At 62.6% G+C, this 19803-nt stretch carries 17 protein-coding genes; 6 read left to right on the top strand and 11 right to left on the bottom strand.

Annotated features, from left to right (window positions below; translation table 11 throughout):
* Positions 1-137: 137 nt before the first annotated feature.
* Positions 138-2111 (bottom strand): sensor histidine kinase, encoded by a 1974-nt coding sequence (locus tag AC1D1J_RS03600; RefSeq protein WP_477693909.1) that lies wholly within the window; start codon positions 2109-2111, stop codon positions 138-140.
* 12 nt (positions 2112-2123) lie between these two features.
* Positions 2124-2819, bottom strand: a complete 696-nt coding sequence (locus AC1D1J_RS03595; protein ID WP_477659127.1) for a response regulator — start codon at positions 2817-2819, stop codon at positions 2124-2126.
* Between the two features lie 392 nt (positions 2820-3211).
* Here AC1D1J_RS03595 and AC1D1J_RS03590 point away from each other — a divergent pair, with 392 nt between their 5' ends.
* The 4 genes from AC1D1J_RS03590 to AC1D1J_RS03575 all read left to right on the top strand — a co-directional run bounded on the left by AC1D1J_RS03590 (position 3212) and on the right by AC1D1J_RS03575 (position 11661).
* Entirely contained in the window at positions 3212-8368 is a 5157-nt protein-coding gene (locus AC1D1J_RS03590) for a two-partner secretion domain-containing protein (protein WP_477693908.1), read from the top strand.
* Positions 8369-8482: 114 nt separating this feature from the next.
* On the top strand, positions 8483-8764 hold the full coding sequence (locus tag AC1D1J_RS03585) for a hypothetical protein (protein WP_477693907.1): 282 nt from the start codon (positions 8483-8485) through the stop codon (positions 8762-8764).
* A 524-nt stretch (positions 8765-9288) separates the two neighbouring features.
* Positions 9289-10974, top strand: coding sequence for a ShlB/FhaC/HecB family hemolysin secretion/activation protein (locus AC1D1J_RS03580; RefSeq protein WP_477693906.1), 1686 nt, complete (start codon positions 9289-9291; stop codon positions 10972-10974).
* A 489-nt stretch (positions 10975-11463) separates the two neighbouring features.
* Positions 11464-11661 (top strand): hypothetical protein, encoded by a 198-nt coding sequence (locus tag AC1D1J_RS03575; RefSeq protein ID WP_477665830.1) that lies wholly within the window; start codon positions 11464-11466, stop codon positions 11659-11661.
* A gap of 35 nt (positions 11662-11696) precedes the next feature.
* On the opposite strand, the gene AC1D1J_RS03570 is transcribed toward AC1D1J_RS03575, so the two are convergent.
* From AC1D1J_RS03570 to AC1D1J_RS03560, 3 genes are all read right to left on the bottom strand, one after another.
* Positions 11697-12005, bottom strand: coding sequence for a pentapeptide MXKDX repeat protein (locus AC1D1J_RS03570; protein ID WP_477685563.1), 309 nt, complete (start codon positions 12003-12005; stop codon positions 11697-11699).
* Positions 12006-12097: 92 nt separating this feature from the next.
* Positions 12098-12889: a molybdopterin-dependent oxidoreductase gene (locus AC1D1J_RS03565; protein ID WP_477685564.1), complete on the bottom strand. Its 792-nt coding sequence runs from the start codon at positions 12887-12889 to the stop codon at positions 12098-12100.
* Positions 12890-12932: 43 nt separating this feature from the next.
* Complete coding sequence (locus AC1D1J_RS03560) at positions 12933-13529, bottom strand: cytochrome b/b6 domain-containing protein (protein WP_477693905.1); 597 nt, start codon at positions 13527-13529, stop codon at positions 12933-12935.
* Between the two features lie 225 nt (positions 13530-13754).
* On the opposite strand from AC1D1J_RS03560, the gene AC1D1J_RS03555 reads away from it, so the two are divergent.
* Positions 13755-14321, top strand: a complete 567-nt coding sequence (locus tag AC1D1J_RS03555; protein ID WP_477685566.1) for a VTT domain-containing protein — start codon at positions 13755-13757, stop codon at positions 14319-14321.
* A gap of 2 nt (positions 14322-14323) precedes the next feature.
* On the opposite strand, the gene AC1D1J_RS03550 is transcribed toward AC1D1J_RS03555, so the two are convergent.
* The 6 genes from AC1D1J_RS03550 to AC1D1J_RS03525 all read right to left on the bottom strand — a co-directional run bounded on the left by AC1D1J_RS03550 (position 14324) and on the right by AC1D1J_RS03525 (position 18672).
* A complete protein-coding gene (locus AC1D1J_RS03550; RefSeq protein WP_477685567.1) occupies positions 14324-14740 on the bottom strand; it encodes a hypothetical protein in 417 nt (138 codons plus the stop codon).
* 16 nt (positions 14741-14756) lie between these two features.
* Positions 14757-15272, bottom strand: coding sequence for an O-acetyl-ADP-ribose deacetylase (locus tag AC1D1J_RS03545; protein WP_477685568.1), 516 nt, complete (start codon positions 15270-15272; stop codon positions 14757-14759).
* A gap of 69 nt (positions 15273-15341) precedes the next feature.
* Positions 15342-16073 carry an amino acid ABC transporter ATP-binding protein gene (locus AC1D1J_RS03540; protein WP_477685569.1) on the bottom strand — a complete coding sequence of 244 codons (732 nt, stop codon included), beginning with the start codon at positions 16071-16073 and terminating at the stop codon, positions 15342-15344.
* A complete protein-coding gene (locus AC1D1J_RS03535) occupies positions 16051-16818 on the bottom strand; it encodes an amino acid ABC transporter permease (RefSeq protein WP_457280527.1) in 768 nt (255 codons plus the stop codon). Before AC1D1J_RS03535 ends, AC1D1J_RS03540 begins: the two co-directional genes overlap by 23 nt.
* A gap of 18 nt (positions 16819-16836) precedes the next feature.
* Positions 16837-17604 (bottom strand): basic amino acid ABC transporter substrate-binding protein, encoded by a 768-nt coding sequence (locus tag AC1D1J_RS03530; protein ID WP_477693904.1) that lies wholly within the window; start codon positions 17602-17604, stop codon positions 16837-16839.
* 177 nt (positions 17605-17781) lie between these two features.
* Positions 17782-18672: a dienelactone hydrolase family protein gene (locus AC1D1J_RS03525; RefSeq protein ID WP_477685571.1), complete on the bottom strand. Its 891-nt coding sequence runs from the start codon at positions 18670-18672 to the stop codon at positions 17782-17784.
* Positions 18673-18985: 313 nt separating this feature from the next.
* On the opposite strand from AC1D1J_RS03525, the gene AC1D1J_RS03520 reads away from it, so the two are divergent.
* Positions 18986-19792, top strand: coding sequence for a DUF2726 domain-containing protein (locus AC1D1J_RS03520; RefSeq protein WP_477671902.1), 807 nt, complete (start codon positions 18986-18988; stop codon positions 19790-19792).
* The last annotated feature ends 11 nt before the right edge of the window (positions 19793-19803 follow it).

Raw genomic sequence — 19803 nt, 5'->3', positions numbered from 1 at the left:
AGGGGGCGGCGCCTGCGGTCTGGCAAAGCCAGTCCCGCGACCCCCGTTTATGCGCCCAGAACTCTTCAACCAGCATGAGCCGTGGAACCGGCTTTGCCGGGCCACAGGCGGGCGGCTCCCTCGGGGGGGGCAAGGAACTACACGGAGTGAGTGACTGTGGGGGCCAATGGAAGCCACAAGGTAAAGCGCGTGCCCGCCGGTCCCGATTGCCAGTTGACCGTGCCGTCAATGGTTTGCGCGCGGCGCCGCTGGTTTTGCAGGCCTTTCCCCGCGGCGTCGCCAAAGGCTTGGTCGACATCAAAGCCCTGGCCGTTGTCTTCGATGATGACCTGCACCCCGGCGCCTTCGATGGCAGTGCTAAAGCGGATCTCGGTCGCATGCGTATGGCGCAGGATGTTGGCCACGCTTTCCTGGATGATGCGCAGGATGTGCAGCGCGCTGGAAGGGTTCAGCCAGTCCAGCGTGGGGAGTACCTGCACTTCCCACAGCAGCGTGACGCCGGTGCCTTCCAGCCGGGGTTCGAGCCGGAAACGCAGTGTGGCCAGCAGCAGCAACAGGTCGGCCTCCACCGGCTCCATCGAGTCGATGGCGAGCTTCAGGTCGTCCATACAGTCCTTGAGGGTCTGCGTCACGCGTTCGTCGCTCATGCCGCCGCCTTCGATGGAGCGGATGGCGCTGATCAGCGTCGAGCCCAAGCCGTCGTGCATGTCCTGCATCATGCGCTGGCGTTCATCGCTCAGCATCTGCTGCTGGGCAATCTCGCGCAGGCTGCGGTGGCTGGCTTCAAGTTCGGCTTCGCGTGCCCGCAGGCGCTCGGCCAGGCTGGCGTTGACCTGCTCGACTTCCGCAATGGCGCCGGTGTAACGGCGGTACATCACATAACCGAAGACGCTGAAGGTGATCGCGTTGGTATGCGGGCCCAGATACCAGTTTTCGGGGCTGATGAAATTGTTCTGTACCAGCCAGTCGGTCGCGCTAAAGAGCGTGGCCAGCACCGTCCCGATGGCCACCACCATGGCGCTGCGAGAGCGCCCCCAGGCGTTGATGACGCCCGCCACGCTGACGCTCACGCCCATCAGTGCGGCCACCACATACAGCACTGGTGTGGTCCTCGGCGTGTTGGGCAGGGCCGACCACAGGGGCAGGGTCAGCAGGGCCATCAGCACGGACGCGGTGATCAGTGCCCGCGTCAGCCACAGTTGCTGGCGCCGGTGCAGCAGGCCGATTGAAAAGTGCACCACCGTGACCAGCCAGAACAGCGAGTTGACGGTGAACCAGGCAAACCAGTCGTTGGCAATCGGGAAGCTCACATAAAAATGCAGGCCCCGCATGAAGGACATGGCCGCCAGCACAAAAAACAGCAGATAGCCCGGCTCATGCCGGCGCCGCAACCACACCAGCAAGGCGAAGATGCCGACCGCGAGGAAAGCCGAGCTGAACATGCCCGGCAATTCCTGCTGCAGCCATTGGCGGCCGTGGTAGCGCCAGCTGATGGCATCCACCGGGCCCAGCCACAGTGATGACAGCGCCACCTGCGTCGCAGCCGTGTGCTCGATGCGCAGTGTGATCTCGTGCGGCAGCCGGCCGTCCGGTGATTTCTCCAGCAGCACCCACATCGGCGTGTGCGGGCTGTTCCATAACGGGCCTTGCTGCTGAGCGGTGTGTACCAGATGACCGTCGGCATAGACCGCGAGGGTGCCGTCGGTGCGCACGCGGGCCGCATACAGCGCCAGTGGCGTGGACGATGCCGGGGCCTGCGGCACGGTCAGTCGAAACCAGCTGGTGCGTGTGACGGGGGCCACGCCGGCGGATGCTGCAGCCCGGGCCTGTCCCAGCAACGCTATGGGCAGGGCATGCGGCAGCGTAACGGGTTGCCAGCGGTCCAGCAGGATTTGGCCGTCGAGAGTGAGCGGTGGCGAGGTGAAGCCCGCATCGGTTTGCACCTGCCAGTCAGCCTGGGTGAGATGCAGGGCCGCTGCGTTGGGGGAGCCACCCGCGCGGGTGCCCGCAGAGTCACAGGCGACAAGACCCGTCAGCACCGCAGCCGCTGCCAGCAGCGCTACGGCTATGCGGGGCGAAAAACGCAGGAGGCGGTGGTGATGAAAAGGCATTCGCGCGGGCAACTACTGCGCCAAAATGCCCTGGTTCCTGGCTTCGTAGATCGCTTCAGCCTTGGAGGTAACCTTGAGTTTGCTGTAGATGCGCCGCACAAAAGTGCGCACCGTGAAGTGCGACAACTCCATCAACCTGGCGATTTCCACCGCAGTGAAGCCTTTGGTGATGTAGTCCAGCACTTCTTTTTCACGTGCCGACAGCAGCGATGACGCGTCGATATCGGCGGGCGTCGTGCCGGCGCCAGCTGCGGTGCTGCGGCGAAAGCGTGCCAGCACCTGCCGGGCGATGATGGGGCTGATCGGGCTGCCGCCGCTGGCCAGGCTGCGGATCTCGGCCGCCATCTTCAGCGGTGAGCTGTCTTTCAGCAGGTAGCCGGCAGCGCCGGACTCGATCGACTGCATCACATGCGTCTCGTCGCCAAAATTGGTGCTCACCATGATGCTGCAGGCCGGCCACTGTCGGGAAGCCGCGCGGATCACGTCAATGCCCGAGCCATCGGGCAGGCCCAAATCAACCAGCAGCACATCGGCCGGCGGCTGCTTCAGCATCTGCAAGCCTTCGGCACGGGTGCCCGCCGCGCCCACCAGGCGCATGTCAGAAGCGCCCTGCACCACGCGACTCAGCGCTCCGCGAAAGCCCGGATCGTCCTCGACGATGGCGACATGGATCACGGGCAGGTCTTGTTCAGCGGAAGGTGCATTCATCAGGCAGACATTTTGCGACGGTTTCGGGCGCACGACTCGCTATTTGTGTAGCTCGTTTGTTCTACGTGCAGGCCGGTAACGGGTGTCTGGTCACCGGCAGGGCCTGTTCGCTGCCCGCCGGTGCCGATCATCATGCCACCCGGCCGACCGGTTTGCTATATTTTTGATAGCTGTTCGCGCCCATTTTTATTGGTCTGCAACCCGATCTCGTCTCTAGAACGGGGCCCCTGAAGGTATCTGGCGTAGCGCATATGCGCTACAGACAGCGGCTTTCGTGATTCGTACGATGACGGCCAGTCGGGCAAGGCGTTCCACAACATCCGGGGCGCTGGCCCGACTGATTGGCGGGCAACCTGGCTCGCTGCAAGTTCCACCCGCCAACGAAAGCCTCCATGAAAAGTCACGCCAGCATGAACCGTATTTACCGCCTTGTCTGGAACACCGCCCTGAATCTGTGGGTGGCCGTGGCGGAAAATGCCAAGGGCAGAAGCAAGGGTGGCTCGGCGCGCGGCAGCGTGCAGTGGGATGACGTGCAGGCGGAAGGAGGCCATGGCGTCGATGGCGGTGGCGCGGACTTCAGGCTCAATACGGCCTGCCGCGCGGCGCTGGTGTTGCTTACCTCCCTGGCGGTGCTCACACATGAAGCGCATGCGGCCGATGCAGCCAATGCCAGTGTGTCGGCGGGTAGCGGCAGTGTCTCCACGCTAGGCAACACCACCACCATCAACCAGGCCAGCCAGCGCCTGGCCATCGACTGGACCAGTTTGTCTACTGCGGCCAACGAGGCGCTGCGATTCAACCAGCCCAATGCCTCAGCGATTGCACTGAACCGCATCACCGGCGCCAGCCCCAGCGAGCTGCTCGGCAGCCTGACTGCCAATGGCCAGGTCTTCATTCTTAATCCCAACGGGGTGTTGTTTGGTGCCGGCTCACAGGTCAACGTCGGCGGACTGGTGGCTTCTACCTTGAGCATGAGCAATGCCGACTTCATGGCGGGGAACCACGTCTTCAGCAGCAACGGCAGCAGCGGCTCTGTGGTCAACCAGGGCACCTTGACGGCGGCTCCCGGCGGCTACCTGGCGTTGCTGGCACCGGAAGTGCGCAACGAAGGCGTGATGACCGCAAGCCTTGGCACGGCGCTTCTGGCTGCGGGCAACAAAGTCACCTTGAACCTGGACAACGGGAGCCTGCTCGGCTACAGCATCGATCAGGGCGCGATCAACGCACTGGCCGAGAACAAACAGCTCATCAAGGCCGACGGCGGCCAGGTGCTGCTGGGCGCGAAAGCGCTCGACAGTCTCACCACGGGCACCGTCAACAACACCGGCGTCATTGAAGCGAAGACGATTGCCAACAAGGCCGGCCGCATCATGCTGATCGGCGATATGGAGCACGGCATGGTCAACATGGGCGGTACGCTGGATGCCAGCGCCCCGGATGGCGGTGACGGCGGCTTTATCGAGACAAGCGCCGCGCACTTCAAAATCCTGCCGGGCTTCAGGGTGAACACGCTGGCGCCGCGAGGCAAGACCGGCACCTGGCTGCTCGACCCGGCCACGATGACCATCGCGGGCGGCACAGGCGGGGCCGCCGACACCATTTACGAGGACACGATTGAAGCGATGGGTTCCGACGTGGTTATTGAGGCCACGGATTCGATCAACGTCACGGGCACTTTCGGCAATGCCGATGTAGAGCTCCTCAGTGGCCTCAATCTCACCATCAGAACCACCGGTCCCACCGGTACCGGCATCGACCTCACGGGCAGCACGCACGGCGCCGGCCTGGCGTTCAAGGTTTCCGGCGGGGGCTCGGCGAGCGTGACCACAGCGGCGGCCACCCAGGCTATCAAGACCTCCGCCATCTCCGCGACCGGCGGCGCCGGCACGATCAATCTCAACTCCGCCGGCGCGCTGGATATCAGCAACACGGTCCTGCAGACCAGCGGAGGCGCGATCACGCTGACCGGCGCGGGCCAGGCCGGGAGTTCGGGCGTGCGGGTGTCCCAAAGCACCCTGAACGCCGGCACCGGCGCCCTCACCATCAACGGCACCACGACAGACCAGTCGCAGTATGGCGTGCTGTTGGACCGCTCCACGCTTACCAGCGGCAATGCCAACATCAACAGCGCCGATAGCGCCGTGAAGCTGGCGGGCACCAGCGTGGCAAGCACCGGAAACATCACCGTCGAAGCGTCGGGTGCCAGGACGAGCCACCACGCGCTCGAGCTCGTCAATGAAGGCGCCACGCAAACCAACATCGGCGTCAGCGGGGGCGGAACGATAAACATCACCGGCAGACTGGTGAATGGCGGTGGCAGCGCCACGGGCGGCTCTTCGGGCGGCGTGGTCGTCACCAATTCCAGCGTGACCGGCGGCACCGGCACCGTCACCATCGCCGGTGACGTAGGCATGACCGGGGTCATCGCTCAGGTGGCCCGCGGCGTACGGCTGGATTCTCTGGCCAGGATCACAGGTGCGGGCAATATCGACATCACCGGGCGTACAGGGTTGTTTTCCCTGGCAGGTACTGCCGGCGTGGAACTCGGCACCGGCTCGGAGGTATCCAGCACCGGCGGCTATATCACCGCTACCGGCCGGGCCGGTGTCAGTAGTGCCGCCACCGAGGTCAAGGGCCTGATAGCAAGAGGAAAAGTGCAGTCCGGCACCTTGCGCAGCATCACGCTGGACGGATCGTCCTCGTTAAATGCTGCCGGGATCAGCGGCTCCGGCGTCCTCATCGATGCCGGCGCAGACATCGTCGCGGGCAGGCTTGGTTTTAACAGTACGGGTTTGTTCAGTAGTTCGAACGGGGGAACGGCGAACATTACCGGCATCTCCATGGTGGGCGGCAGCATCAACTCGACCGGCGAGATCACCATGATCGGCAACCTCGGTGGGACAAGCTCTATGGGCGGGGGTCATGCCGTGAGCCTGACCGGCGGCAGCATCAACTCCAACACGGCGGCCATGACGCTGCGCGGAATGAATTTTCCTACGGGTGCAATTGCGCCGGCCGGCAGCTACGCCCTGAACATCGACGGCGCCAGCATCACCAGCGGAGGCGGTGCGATCACGCTGCTGGGCGACCGCATCAACATCGGCTCCGCCGTCAACGCGGGCGCGGGCAAGGTGCTGGTCAACACGGACATCTTCAGCGCCAACCAGCCGATCACACTCGGCGGCGCATCAGAAACCGCCGCCATGAACCTGAGCAACGCCGAGCTTAACCGGATCACCGCGTCGGTGATCGCGATCGGCAGCACTTCCAATACAGGCGGCATAGTCATCGGCAACACCGGCGGCGCGATCAACCTGGCCAGCGCACCCAGCTTGAGCCTGATAAACAGCAACGCTGCAGGTTCGGGCATCTCGCAAACAGCGGCATTCACGGTTGCCAACCTGAAGGCCGATGCACAAACCGTCATCCTGGACAACTCACTCAACCAGATCAGCCAGGTCAGCGGTCGCGCCTACGGAACGAACAATTTCGAGGTTAGCTCCTACTCTGCCTTGTCGGTGGGGACGGTGGACGGAACGGCCGGCATCACCCAGTCCGGCACCGGTCTTGTTGCGCTGCTAAGCCGCGGCGCGCTGTCGCAAACCCAGGCCATCGTCGCGAACACCTTGCAGGCCACCAGTTTCGGGGGCATGACGCTGGCCAACGCAGGCAACCAGATCCAGAATTTCGGCAGACTTCACAACAGTACATCGGGCGACATCACCCTTCGCAACACCGCCGCCACCGCCAGCTTCCAGGGCAGCTTCAACAGCGCCGGCCGCGTCGATATCGCCAACACGGGCAATATCTTGATGGTGGGCTCCTACATGCCTTTTTTGAGCAACGCCACGGGTACGACTGCGGGCACCGCCGGCTTCAGCATGGTGGCCACGGGCGGCATCAGTACGCAAACTGTCCAGACCAACATCAATCCCCTCTCGGGTGGCTCGGTCTACCTGGAGGCGGGCAACGGCAGCATAGGCGCCAGCACCGCCCGCCCCATCACCATTTACACGACCGGCCCGGTCGTTGCGGTGGCGAGCGGCGCCGGTTCACAGGTCAACCTGGACCTGGCCAACGGCGGCACCCTGGAAAACGTCAGTGCAACGGGCGCGGTGAACGTCACCGCTGCCTTCGCCCTGGCGGTCAAGACGGTGTCCGGCAGCTCGGTCACTCTCAGCTCCTCGCTCGGAGCCATCCTTGACGCCAATGGCGCGGCCAACAACATCACCAGCACCACGCTTAACGCGACCGCACGGGAAAGCATCACGCTGGGCACCAATGTGACCGGCCTGCAAACGCTGGCGACCACAGAACCTGGCGCTGCGGGCGACATCAGCCTCACTGCCGCCAATGCGCTGAGTACCAGCAATCTCGCCATCAGCACTAACGCCGGGTCTGCGCAGACAGTCAGCGTGTCATCCGCGGCCGGCATCACGGTCGACAACGCCTTCGGCAATGCGCAGGACAAGTTCAAGCTGATCACGACCGGTGGCAACATCGCCATCAACGGCGCGCTGACGGCCAGCGAACTCACGCTGAGCACCGCCGGTACCAGCACACAAACCGCGGGCATCACGGCCACCGGCCTGGAGCTGCTGGGCACGGGCACGCACACCCTCAACAATGCAGGCAATGCGGTCACGACGCTGGCCGGCAACACAGGCGATGTGGCCTACGCGCAGGCCGGTGCGTTGACGGTGGGCACCGTCAACACGGCAGGCCTGACGGGCACCGGCAAGGTGCTGGTGCGCACCACAGGGGCGGCCAGCGACCTCACCTTGAACAACAGCGTCACCTCCGGCAGCGCGGCCAATGACTCGCTGGTGCTGGCCGCCGGGCGCAACTTTGTGAACAACGCCGGCGGCGGTGCGCTCAACCCAGGCGCGGGCCGCTTCCTCGTCTATTCGACCAGTCCTGTTGCCAGTAACCTGGGCGGCATGGTTTCCACAGGCAACGCCTTTGGCCGCACCTATGCGGCCAACGCGCCCACCGATGCGTCAATGACTTCTCTCACCGGCAACCGCTTTGTCTACAGCGTTGTGCCGACGCTCAACGTAAGCGGTGACAACCAGAGCAAGGCGTACGGCGGGGCCGACCCGGCTCTTACATACACCGTGGGCACGGGCCTGGTGGCGGGCGACACCGCGGCAACTGCGCTGAACGGTGCGCTGTCGGCGCCCACAGGCGCTGCCACGACCAGCCCCACACATGCCATCACGCAGGGCACGCTGGCATCGGCCCTGGGTTACAACGTCGTCTATACCAACGGCACGCTGACGATGACCGGTACGCCGCCTTTGCCTGCATCCCTTTTCGGCGTGACGGCAGCGCTGGATGGGCCTTATGTGACCGCGCTCAACGCCATTGCCGGCACGGGCAATGCCATGGGTGGCGTCACGGGTGGCGCCGATAGCGCCAATGGAGATGGCACAGGCAGCATATCGAGCGCGGTGGACGACGATCCGTTCAACATACTGGATGATGGCGCGCGCATGAAGGCGTTGAATGCCGCCGCAGAGGCAGCCCGCCAGGACAGAGGCGAATAGGCGGCAGCTTGGGGAGGAGGCGGGGTAGGCGAGGCCCTGGTGGGCCTGCGGTGAGACTCTGCGCAGGCAGCCTGCACGGGTGTGGTTACCTTGCTGGCCACTGGCTTGCCTTTGGTGACTGCCAGTAAAGGCAGTACTACGCCCGGCACGCCAGACACAGTGCAGTACAGGATCGCGCTGCAAACCGTCTACCAAACCAGCCGCGAGACGGTCAACAGCGGCCCCGCCAGCTTCATTGAGCCCGACAACCGCGACGATGAGGCGGGCGGGAATGGCAACGGCAGTAACGGCAACAGCGGTGACAGCGGCAACGCCAGGCTGTCGAACTCGCTGGTCAGTATCGTCAGCTGCGGTTTATTGATGCCCAAAAGCGTTAGCCGTGCCACTTGTGAATAAACCATTTTCATGGCTCTTCATTAGCTCGGTCGGGCTGTAGCCATTTATGGGCGGGCGCAAGCAGCTATTAAAAATGTAGCAATGACTCCGCGAAAGCCAAGTCGTCCCCCAACGATGGCAAGCTGGACGCGCGGCCTGGCCATTTCGGAGCCTGCAGGGAATCCCTGGTTGGGCTGAGCGCTTACATCAATTGGGGCGCCGTTGGGCGACGGATTAGGGTGGGCCTCATAGCGCATTTGTGCTACAGGCAAAACCGGCAGATATAGTTACGATTGGTTTCATGTCCCTAAAAATGGGGACATACAGGATGAGCTGTCTCTGCGACATTGCCGGAGCGGTCACGCTGGACGTACTGCATCCGCAGTATGGCTGCATGAGAGTCGGGTACACACAATTGCAGGATGTCGCCCGGGGCATCGAAGCCATGGCCCGGGGGGGGGGGCGATGGGGTATATGGATGGTCAGCTGCCATGAAGGAGCAGTTGCTTGTGTTGGATGAGCATTAAGAAAAGTAGAGCGAAAAAATGAAACAGAATTCGTTACCCCTTTCCGCGCTGGCTTCCGCCCTGTTGGTAGCTTTGCATACCGGCGCCTGGGCGCAGACTGCCCCAGTCCCTGACGCCGGCCAGGTGCTGCGCGACCTGCAGCAGGCGCCCGCCTTGCCGCCGCCACAGAGCGTTCCGCTGCAGCGCATCGAAGAGTCAGCCGACCTCAGCCAGAAAGGCGAGGCGAGGGTGCTCGTCAAGTCCATCACCATCACCGGGAATCAGGAGATCCCCAGTGCGCAGCTGCAACCCCTGGTGGCTGGCCTCGTCGGTGCCGAGCGGTCGCTGAGCCAGCTGAACGCCGCCGCCCGCCGCATCACCGCCTACTACCGCAGCCAGGGTTTTGCCGTGGCCCGCGCTTATTTGCCCGCGCAGGACATCACCGATGGCGCTGTCACCATCAGCGTGATCGAAGGCCGCATCTCCAGCCACAAGATCAACAACCAGTCGCTGCTGAGTGACGAGCGCGCGCAGGCCTACCTTGGCCAGGTCAAGGACGGCGACGTCATCAAGTCCGACCAGATTGACCGCGGCCTGTTGCTGCTGCAGGACACGCCCGGCGTCAGCACCTCGCGCGCCACGCTGCAGCCCGGCGCCAGCGTGGGGACGTCCGAGCTGCTGATTGAGGTCAACCCGGCCAAGCCCTACAGCGGCAATGTCGTGGTCGACAACTACGGCAGCCGCTACACCGGCGAATACCGCGTGGCCGGTACGTTCAACCTCGTCAGCCCGCTGAAGATCGGTGACCAGCTCACCGTCAATGCACTGACCAGCGGCCGCAACCTCAGCTTCACGCGATTGGCCTACCAGTTGCCTGTGGGCAGCGACGGCCTCAAGGTAGGCGCCGCCTACTTCGACACCCGCTACAAGCTGGGCCAGGAGTTTGAAACCCTGCAGGCCCATGGCACGGCCACCTCTGCCAGCCTGTTTGCCGCTTACCCCTTCATCCGCAGCCAGCTTAAAAACCTGAACGGCACAGTGTCGGTGGAAGACAAGCAGCTCAAAGACTATGTAGACGCGACCTCTACCTTCACACCCAAGAAAGTCCTGGTCACCACCTTTGGCCTTTCAGGCAACCTGCAGGATGCCCTGGGCGGCGGGGGCATCACCGGCCTGGACCTGTCGGTAGCGATGGGCAACCTGCGCATCAACTCGCCCACCGCATTGGCCATTGACGCGGCCTCGGCACAGTCCAATGGCAGCTACACCCGTGTTTCTTATGGCGCCAGTCGCTTGCAGCGCTTTACCGACAGCACCTTCCTGGCCGTGTCAGTGACGGGCCAACTGGCCAGCAAAAACCTGGATTCATCCGAGAAGTTCTCATTGGGCGGCGTCAACGGGGTGCGCGCCTATCCGCAGGGTGAGGCTGGCGGCGACGAGGGCTATCGCGGCACAGTCGAGTTGCGCCACACCCTGATGACCAATGTGCAGGCCACCGTGTTCTATGACTGGGGCAAGGTCACCATCAACCGCAACCCTTTCGGCGCGGCGGCCTCCAACAGCCGCCAGCTGGCCGGCGCGGGCTTTGGCCTGAATGCCAGCCTGGCGGGTGTGCAGCTGCGTTCTTCGCTGGCCTGGCGCACCGACGGCGGACTGCCGACTTCCATCCCGGCCTCGTCGGCCAAGCGGCCCACGCTGTGGCTGCAGGCGTCCATGGCGTTCTGACGGGCCAGGTATCTGAGGCTTGCCGGCGGCTCTCAAATCTCCGAAGTAAATCGGGTGTTTGGCCAACAGGGACGGGCGCAAGCAGCTATCAAAAACATAGCAAATTTGAAGCACTGCCTTGCGGGTTGCCGTGTAAAAGTTTTTGCGGCCTGGTGATCTGGAGCAGGGCGGTAAGGGCACTATCGCGCACTAGGCGCGCTGAAAAAATAGCGCGCCGAGGTTTCCAGGACGCGCAAGGCGTTTGCCCTGACATCGCTTGAGAGCTGCTTCGGGGCTTGTACGTAAAACGGCCAGTTTGCAGAGGTGCGGCCCTGTGGTGGCCGGGTGACCGGAGTGACTGGCGTGGCCAGGGTGACAGGGGTGAAGGGTGGCCTGGTGGGCGGGTCATGTAGAAGCTGCATATCAGTCTCTGGGTTGGGTTGTTCTATGGAATCACTTTGAAGAACAATGGTACTGTACATATATACAGTCTTCAACTATGATTTACCCATGGACACAAACACCCCACCCGAATGGATTGCCCGCTGCGCTGAAAGGCTGCACCAGCGATGGCACACCGTCGGGCCTGACCAGCTTGAAGAGGTCGCAGCAGTCATCTGGCAGGACGTGAACCTGCGGCGCATGGCGCCCGCTGATGCCGCGGCGCTATGGCTCAAGCCGGTTGTGCCGGCCCCAGACGGGACATAGCGGGCCGGCCGCAAGCGGCGCGGCGCGCAGTGGCCTTACTTTTTCATCTCGTCCTTGCCCATGGCGTCCTTGGCCATGTGGTCTTTTTTCATCTTGTCTTTTTTGGCCATGGCCATCTTGTCGTCCTTCTTCATGCCGTCCTTCGCCATGGCATCTTTACCCATGGCATCTTTCGCCATCGGGTCCTTGGCCATGGCATCTTTTTTCATCGCATCCTTCTTCATGCCGTCTTTGGCCATGGCGTCTTTGCCCATGGCGTCCTTTTTCATCGCGTCTTGCGCCATGGCGCTGCCGCCGGCGAAGAGCATGCAGGCAGACAGGAGGGTTGCAGTCAATTTGTTCATGGTGTTGTCCTTGAGTGGTAGTGAATGAATGGATTGTTGAAAAAAGGCAATCGTTAAATGATTGCCCGCGTTGCAGGGTCTCTGAGCGGCGCTCAGCTACCTCCGAACCAGTTGTAGCCCTGGTCTTCCCAGTAGCCTCCAGGGTAGGTGTTGGTGACAAAAATCGCCTGGATGTGTTTGGGGTTCTTGTAGCCCAGCTTGGTGGGCATGCGCAGCTTCATCGGGAAGCCGTATTTGGGCGGCAGCGGCTGGCCGTCGTAAGTCAGCGCCAGCAGGGTTTGCGGGTGTAGCGCGGTGGGCATGTCGATGCTGGTGAAGTAGTCGTCGGCGCATTTGAAGCCGACGTACTTCGCGCTCAGGTCGGCGCCCACATGACGCAGGAAACTGCCGAAGTGCACGCCGCCCCATTTGCCGATCGCGCTCCAGCCTTCCACGCAGATGTGGCGGGTGACCTGGTCCACTTGTGCCATGGCGCGCAACTCGGGCAACGCCCATTTGCGCCTGTCGGACACCATGCCCGTGACTTCCAGCCGGTAGCTGCTTTCTTCGATTTCCCGGATTTCGTCCTCGCCGTAGTAGGCGTTAAAGGGGAAAGGCCGGGTGATCATGGATTCGGGATAGGTCGGCGCCAGGCGGTTGGGGTCAAACAGCAAGCCCTGCACCTCGTCGTTGATGCGCGAGATCTTGCTGAGAGCGGTGTTGACGCTTTCGCTGTCGTCCAGCATGCAGCCGGTCAGCATGGAAAGGCCACCCAGCGTGAGCGAGGTGCGTAGAAAATCGCGGCGCGCCGTGCCGAGCTTGCGGGTGTGGGCAATGCGTGCAACGGCTTCATCCAGCACGGCGGCGCTGTCGATGTCCATACGGGGAGGGGGTTTGATGATCATGGGTAATCCTTGCGGCTTTGCGGCGGTTGGGCAGTTCGGCGAGTCAGCGGCCGCGAACCATATAGACGAGGGTGCGCGGCACCAGCGCCACCATCACCAGGTGGACCGCGACGAATGCGGCCAGCGCGGCCATGGCGAAAAAGTGAACCAGGCGCGCACCTTCGTAACCCCCCATCAGTTCGCGCAGGAGCGGAAACTGCACAGACTTCCAGAGCACCAGGCCGGAAACGACGAGCAGGACACTGTCCACCATGACGAAGAGATAGGCCAGGCGCTGCACGGTGTTGTAGTGGCTGGGGTCGGCATGGGCCAGCTTGCCCTTGAGGGCAGCGAGCAGGTCGGCGACCAGCGCCCTGGGTGAAAGCGGAAAGAATTTGTGAAAGAGCCTGCGTGTGACGATGTTGAACGCCAGATAGAGCAGGCCGTTAAAGAACAGCAGCCACATGGCCGCAAAGTGCCATTGCAGTGCGCCGCCCAGCCAGCCGCCCAGCGTGAGATCTTTGGGAATGGCAAAACCGAGGAAGGCCGTGGCGTTGTAGATGCGCCAGCCGCTCATCATCAGCACGACCACGGCCAGCGCATTGAGCCAGTGCATGGCGCGCAACCAGCCGGGGTGGATGATCTGCCGGGACGTGTTCATGAAATGCTCCTCTTGTGCTGGCCGCAACGCCCGGTGTTCCAATGGACTGCCGGGATTTCCGCCGCAGTCTTGCTGCGTGTTGCTGTTTGGTCGGACTGGCCAAGCGCTTCTTACAAGCTGGTTGCATTTATTTGCAAAAGGGCGGGGAGCATGCCTGCATGCCTCTGGATTGGCCGCCGCCTAGAATCGGCCGGTGTCCCTGCCCAAACCCGCAATAGAGTCAAGATGCACCGCTACAAACGACTGATCGCCGTAGTCGCGTTTCTGGGACTGCTGCTGGCGGTGTTCCAGCTTTCCGGTTTGCGCGACAACTTCAGCCTGGTCTTCTTGCACCAGAAATTCCTGGACAACGAAGTCAGCGGCTTGCTGATTTTTATCGCGCTGTTTGCGCTGGGCAACCTGATCCAGATCCCTGGCTGGATTTTTCTGGCCGCGGCTGTGCTGGCACTCGGCGAGATGTGGGGTGGCCTGGCAACTTACCTCGCGGCCGTGATCTCATGTGCCTTTACCTTCTGGCTGATTCGCCTGATGGGCGGGGATGCTTTGCGGCAGATCAAGGGTCGGTGGGCTCAACGCACACTGGCTCAGCTGGACGCGCGGCCGGTGGCGAGCATCGTGGTGCTGCGCATGCTGCTGCAGACCGTACCGGCGCTGAACTATGCGCTGGCAATGTCGGGCGTGAAGTTTCGTGACTACCTATTAGGGACCCTGCTGGGCCTGCCGCTGCCGATTGCGCTGTACTGCGTGTTTTTTGATTACCTGGCGCGGGTGTTGAAGGTGCCGGGGTACTGAACTTAAACGGCGTTGCCTGCCATGCTGGCAAAGAAGGGTAGTGCAATCGCTGCCGCAAGAGAGAAGAAAAAAACCAGCCCATAGGTCATCAGCGCGAGCAAGGCTCCGCCTTTCAATTCAAGGGGTGCATCCGCCCTTGTTCTGGCTCGTGAGCCGAGCCACCATGCACCCAGACCCAGTTGTGCCGCCAGTCCGGTGGCAAGGTCCACAAGAGATTGGCGTATGGGGTCCGAGCCGGCGCCCAGCGACCTGACAACAGCACCGACGGCGAACAGAACCATGAACAGGACAACACCGAAAATGAATGCGTGTTTCCAGCTCAGTTGCGTACGGCGATAAAGCCAGGCCGCCAGTTTGACGCAGACAACATACGAAAAAATGGTGAATGCGATCGGGACAAGACCGGGAAGTTCGGGCATGTGTCAATCTCCGCGGTCAAGCGGCCTTGCCCAGCACCTGCTGGTAGACCGTCAGGTCTTCCGCCGAAAAGCAGCAGAACACCACTTCCGCCAAGGAAGAGGGTTGCTGCAGAGCCTGTCGCACGCTGGCCACCGCGACCTGGGCAGCCAACTCAATCGGGTAGCCGTAAATGCCGGTACTGATGCTGGGGAAGGCCATCGACGTGACGCCTTTGACTGCCGCGATTTCCATGGAGCGTCTGTAGCAGGAGGCCAGCAACTCTGGCTCGCCGTTGTTGCCGCCGCGCCAGACCGGGCCCACTGTGTGGATGATGAACTTCGCCGGGAGTCGGTAGCCTTTGGTTGCCTTGGCTTCACCGGTTTTACAGCCACCTAGCAGGCGGCATTCATGGACCAGTTCAGGCCCTGCAGCGCGATGAATGGCACCGTCGACACCGCCGCCGCCCAGCAGCGACGAGTTGGCTGCGTTGACGATGGCGTCAAGCTGCAGCTTCGTGATGTCGGCCTGGACGGCCCGGAGGGTTGCAGGCATGGCGACTTCTCTGGATGGCTGAACCTTGCTGGAAGAAGCACGCGCCCGCAGGAACGGGCGCGCGCCGTCTCACAACACCTTGCTCAAAAAGCGCTGGGTACGCTCTTCCTTGGGGTTGTCAAAGATCTCCGCCGGTGAGCCCTCTTCGATCACCAGGCCTTCGTCGATGAACATCACGCGGTCGGCCACCTGGCGGGCAAAACCCATTTCGTGGGTAACGACCACCATGGTCATGCCTTCTTCGGCCAGGGCCTGCATGACGGCCAGCACTTCGCCGACCATTTCGGGGTCGAGCGCAGAGGTGGGTTCATCAAACAGCATGATGCGCGGCTGCATGGCCAGCGCACGGGCAATCGCCACGCGCTGTTGCTGCCCGCCGGAGAGCTGGTTGGGGTAGGCGTCGATCTTGTCGAGCAGCCCGACCTTGACCAGCAGTTCGCTGGCGCGGTTGCGCGCCTCAAGTGCCGTCAACTTGCGCACCTTGGTCGGCGCCAGCGTGATGTTTTCCAGCACGGTTTTGTGCGGGAACAGATTGAAGCGCTGGAACACCATGCCAATTTCCGAGCGCAGGGCATCGACGTCGGTTTTGGGTTCGTGCACCGACACGCCGTGCACCAGCACCTCGCCGCCGCTGGCGTCTTCCAGCCCGTTCAGGCAGCGCAAAAAAGTGCTTTTGCCCGAGCCGGAGGGGCCGATGACGCAGACGACTTCGGTGGCCTTGATGGCGCAGTCGATGCCGCGCAGCACCGGCGTGTGGCCAAACTGCTTGGTCAGCCGCTTAACGCGAATCACCTCGTCCATAACGAGCCTCCAGTTTCTTGACAAGGTAAGCCAGGCCCAGCGTCAGCACCCAGTACATGAGGGAGATGGTGAGGTAGGGCTCCCAGTAGCGTGAATAGGCGCCGGCGACGGTGCGCGCGGCGTAGGCCAGTTCGGCAAGGCCGATGGCCGAAATCAGCGACGAGTCTTTCAGCAGCGAGATCGCGTTGTTGCCCAGGGGCGGCAACATGCGCCTGAAGGCCTGCGGCAGCACGACGTGGTACATGGTGCGCGGGAACGACATGCCCAGCGAACGCGAGGCCTCCACCTGGCCCTTGTCGATGGACTGGATGCCGGCGCGGAAGATCTCGGAAATGTAGGCGCCGGCATTGAGCGTGAGCGCCACGATGCCGGACAGGAAAGCACCGTAGTTCTGCTTGATGTCGCGCGCTGTTTCACCCGAGATGATCAGGCCGTCAGTCGGGTTGATGAACAGCGGCAACACGGCGAAGTGGATCAGCAGGATCTGCACGAACAGCGGCGTGCCGCGGAAAAAACTGACGTAGACGGTAGAGGGCCAGCGCAGGGCGTATTTGCAGATCGCGCGCGCGGGTGAATGGCGCGATTCGGCCACGCGCGCCATGCCGACCGCCAGACCCAGCAAGGTGCCCTGCACGATGCAGATCAGCGTCACCATGATGGTCATCTGCAGGCCGCGCCAGAACAGCACGCTGTACTCGGCAATGATGTCGGCCCGGAACCAGCCGAACCAGAGGACGTGTTCCATAGGGAGGTGTCCTGGTGGTTACTGGGCGGGCAACGCGGGAGCGTCGGCCTGGAACCATTTCTTGTAAATGGCGGCATAGCTGCCGTCGGCCTTGACGGCGGCCAGGCCTGCGTTGAGTTTGTCCTGCAGCGCCTTGTTGCCCTGTTTCACGACGATGCCGAAATATTCCTTGGGAAAGCTCGTGTCGCTGACGGTCTTGAGCTGCTTGTGTTCCTGGGCGCGAAAGGCGATCACGCCGTTGTCGCCGATGGCGGCGTCCAGGCCGTTGTTGGCCAGCTCGGAGATCACGACCGGGGTGCTTTCAAAGCGGCGAATGTCGGGGTTGGTCTTGCCGAATTCGCGCGAGGCCATGTCGTCGCCGGTGCTGCCGGTGACCACGCCGATTTTTTTGCCGGCAAGGTCTTTCAGGCTCTTGGCCGTGCTGTTGCTGTGCACGGCGATCAACTGGCGGGCTTCGAAGTAGGGGGCGGTGAAGTCGTAGGACTGCTTGCGCTTGTCGTTGATGGTGACGCCCGAGATGACCAGATCCACGTCGCCATTGTTGAGGGCAGCAAAGATGCCGGTCCAGGGGGTGTTGACGATCTTGATCTGCAGGCCGGATTTCTGGGCGATGGCTTTGATCATGTCTACGTCATAGCCGACAATTTCCTTGGTCGGGCTTTCATAGGCAAACGGACGGTAGGTGGCGCTGGAGCCGACGACCAGCTCCCTGTTTTGGGCCTGGGCTGCGCCCAGCGCACAGGTAAGCAAGCCGGCTGTCGCGGCAATTTTTTGCAGAATGTTCATGGTTGTGTCCAGAGGATCTGAGTGAGGGAAACGCTCGCCGGCTCGCGGAGAGGCCGAAAAGCGAAAGTAGCCAATGGTAACGCGTGCAAAAGCCGTGCCTGGCGCGTTCCGGGCAGGGTTTTCGCGGGGGACGATGCAGGGATGGGCGGGCAGCGGGCCCGCGATGCCTGACCGGTTCTAGGCCCTGAGCTGTTTGTTAAAAAACGCCAGGGTGCGCTCCCACGCCAGCTTGGCCGCGGCGGCGTCATAACGCGGCGTGGTGTCGTTGTTGAAGCCGTGTTGCGTGCCCGGGTACTGGTGGGCGGTGTAGTTCGCACCTGCCGCCTTGAGTGCCGCCTCGTAGGCGGGCCATGCGGCATTGATGCGCTCATCCACCGCGGCGAAATGGATCAGCAGCGGCGTCTTGACCTTGGCGGCATCTTCCGCTGCCGGCAGGTTTCCGTAGAAGGGAACGGCCGCACTGAGCTCCGGCAGGCGCGTGGTGAGTGTGTGCGACATGCCGCCGCCGTAGCAGAACCCGACGACTCCCAGCTTGCCGGTGCAGTCGTCCCGGCTCTTGAGCCAGGTGGTGGCCGCCACGAAATCCTCCACGCACTTTCGCTGGTCCAGTTTGGCGAACAACTCGCGCGCCTTGTCTTCGTCGCCGGGGTAACCGCCCAGGGGGGTGAGTGCGTCGGGTGCGAAGGCGATGAAGTTGTCCAGCGCCAGCCGGCGGGTGATGTCTTCAATATGCGGGTTGAGGCCGCGGTTTTCATGAATGACAAGCACGCCGGGCAGTTTGCCCGTGGCATTGGCAGGCCTGGCCAGATAGCCTTTGACTGTGCCTGAGCCGGCGGACGACGGATAGCTGACCATGTCGGTCTTGATGCGTTTGTCATCCCGGGCAATTTGCTGCCCCGCGGCAAAATCGGGGCTGAGGGCGGCCAGCAGGGCTGTCGCGGTCAGGCCGGCGGTGGCGAATTTCTGGGCGCGCTCCAGGAACCCGCGCCTGTCAATGGTGCCGTGGACATAGGCATCAAACAGAATCAGCAGTTCCTGGTCAAAATCCTGGGCGGTCTTGCGTGGCATGTTGGGCTCCTGCAAAAAATCGAGCATACCGATTCGTGGCCTGCGTGGCAAAGGTCATCGTCAACCCGCAGGGCCGCAGTGTTTTGCGGCGCCATCCGGATGCTATGAAAAATATAGCTGCTTGCGCACGGCGGGGTTGGGCTGGAGGCTCTTTTTGTGCCTGAAACCCCTGGAAAACCGGCAAAACCTGTTTTAATAACGCACCGGGACGCTGGCCTGAATTGACAGGGCGTCCGTTCTGTGACTCACTGGGGTCGCTGTTCGCACTGCCTGGCTTCGGCGGCATCCCCAATCGATAGAGGAGAACTGCATCTTGAACCTGATTTCCTGGCTGATGACGTTGCTGGGCGTCGCCGTGGGCGCGCTTGCAGGTGTTTTGCTGTATGCCGCCTGGCTGCGCAAAAGCGCGAGTGCGAAGCTGCGGATACCCCACAAATGGCCGCTGCGTGCCCGCGGGGTGGTTACCAACGATGAATACGAGGTATGGAAATGGCTGCGAAGCACTTTCCACGACCACGCGGTGATGGTCAAGCTGCCGGTGCTGCGCTTTACCATTCCGCTGGAAAAAGACAAGGAAAAGGAAAAAGACAAGGAAAAAACCGAACGCCTGCTTGAGCTGCTCAATGGCGTCTACACGACTTTCACCATCTGCACCCTGGATGGCAAAGTCGTCGGTTGCGTGGATTTGCGCGGCAAGCGTGATGTGAGCAAGGCCACCCGCCAGCTCAAGGAGACACTGCTGTCGGATTGCGGCATTGCCTACACCTCCATCAAGGCCGGCCGTCCGCCCACGGTCAGCGCCATGCGTGCCGCCTTCCTGGGGGAAATTCCGGAGGAGCTGGTGCAGGAGCACCAGGAAACCCGCGGCGGCGACAGCAGTTTCCACGCCGACCTGGAATCTTTCACCCGGGAACGTGTCAAGGCCGCCAAGGACGCCGCGCTCAAGGAACTCAACAAGGACAACCAGCCCGAATCCCCGCGAGCCACGGCTACCCGCAATGTCGGTTTCAACCCCGATGGCACCGGCGGCATTCGCATCGACAAGAACGACCGTTTTGCGACGCAGTGGGAAGACTCCTTCACCCAACCCGCCGACGCGCGGCCGGCCAGGATCGAATAGGGGGCGCGGCA

The organism is Polaromonas sp. P1_F8 (genome assembly GCF_056405635.1).
This window is presented reverse-complemented; position numbering and strand designations above follow the sequence as displayed.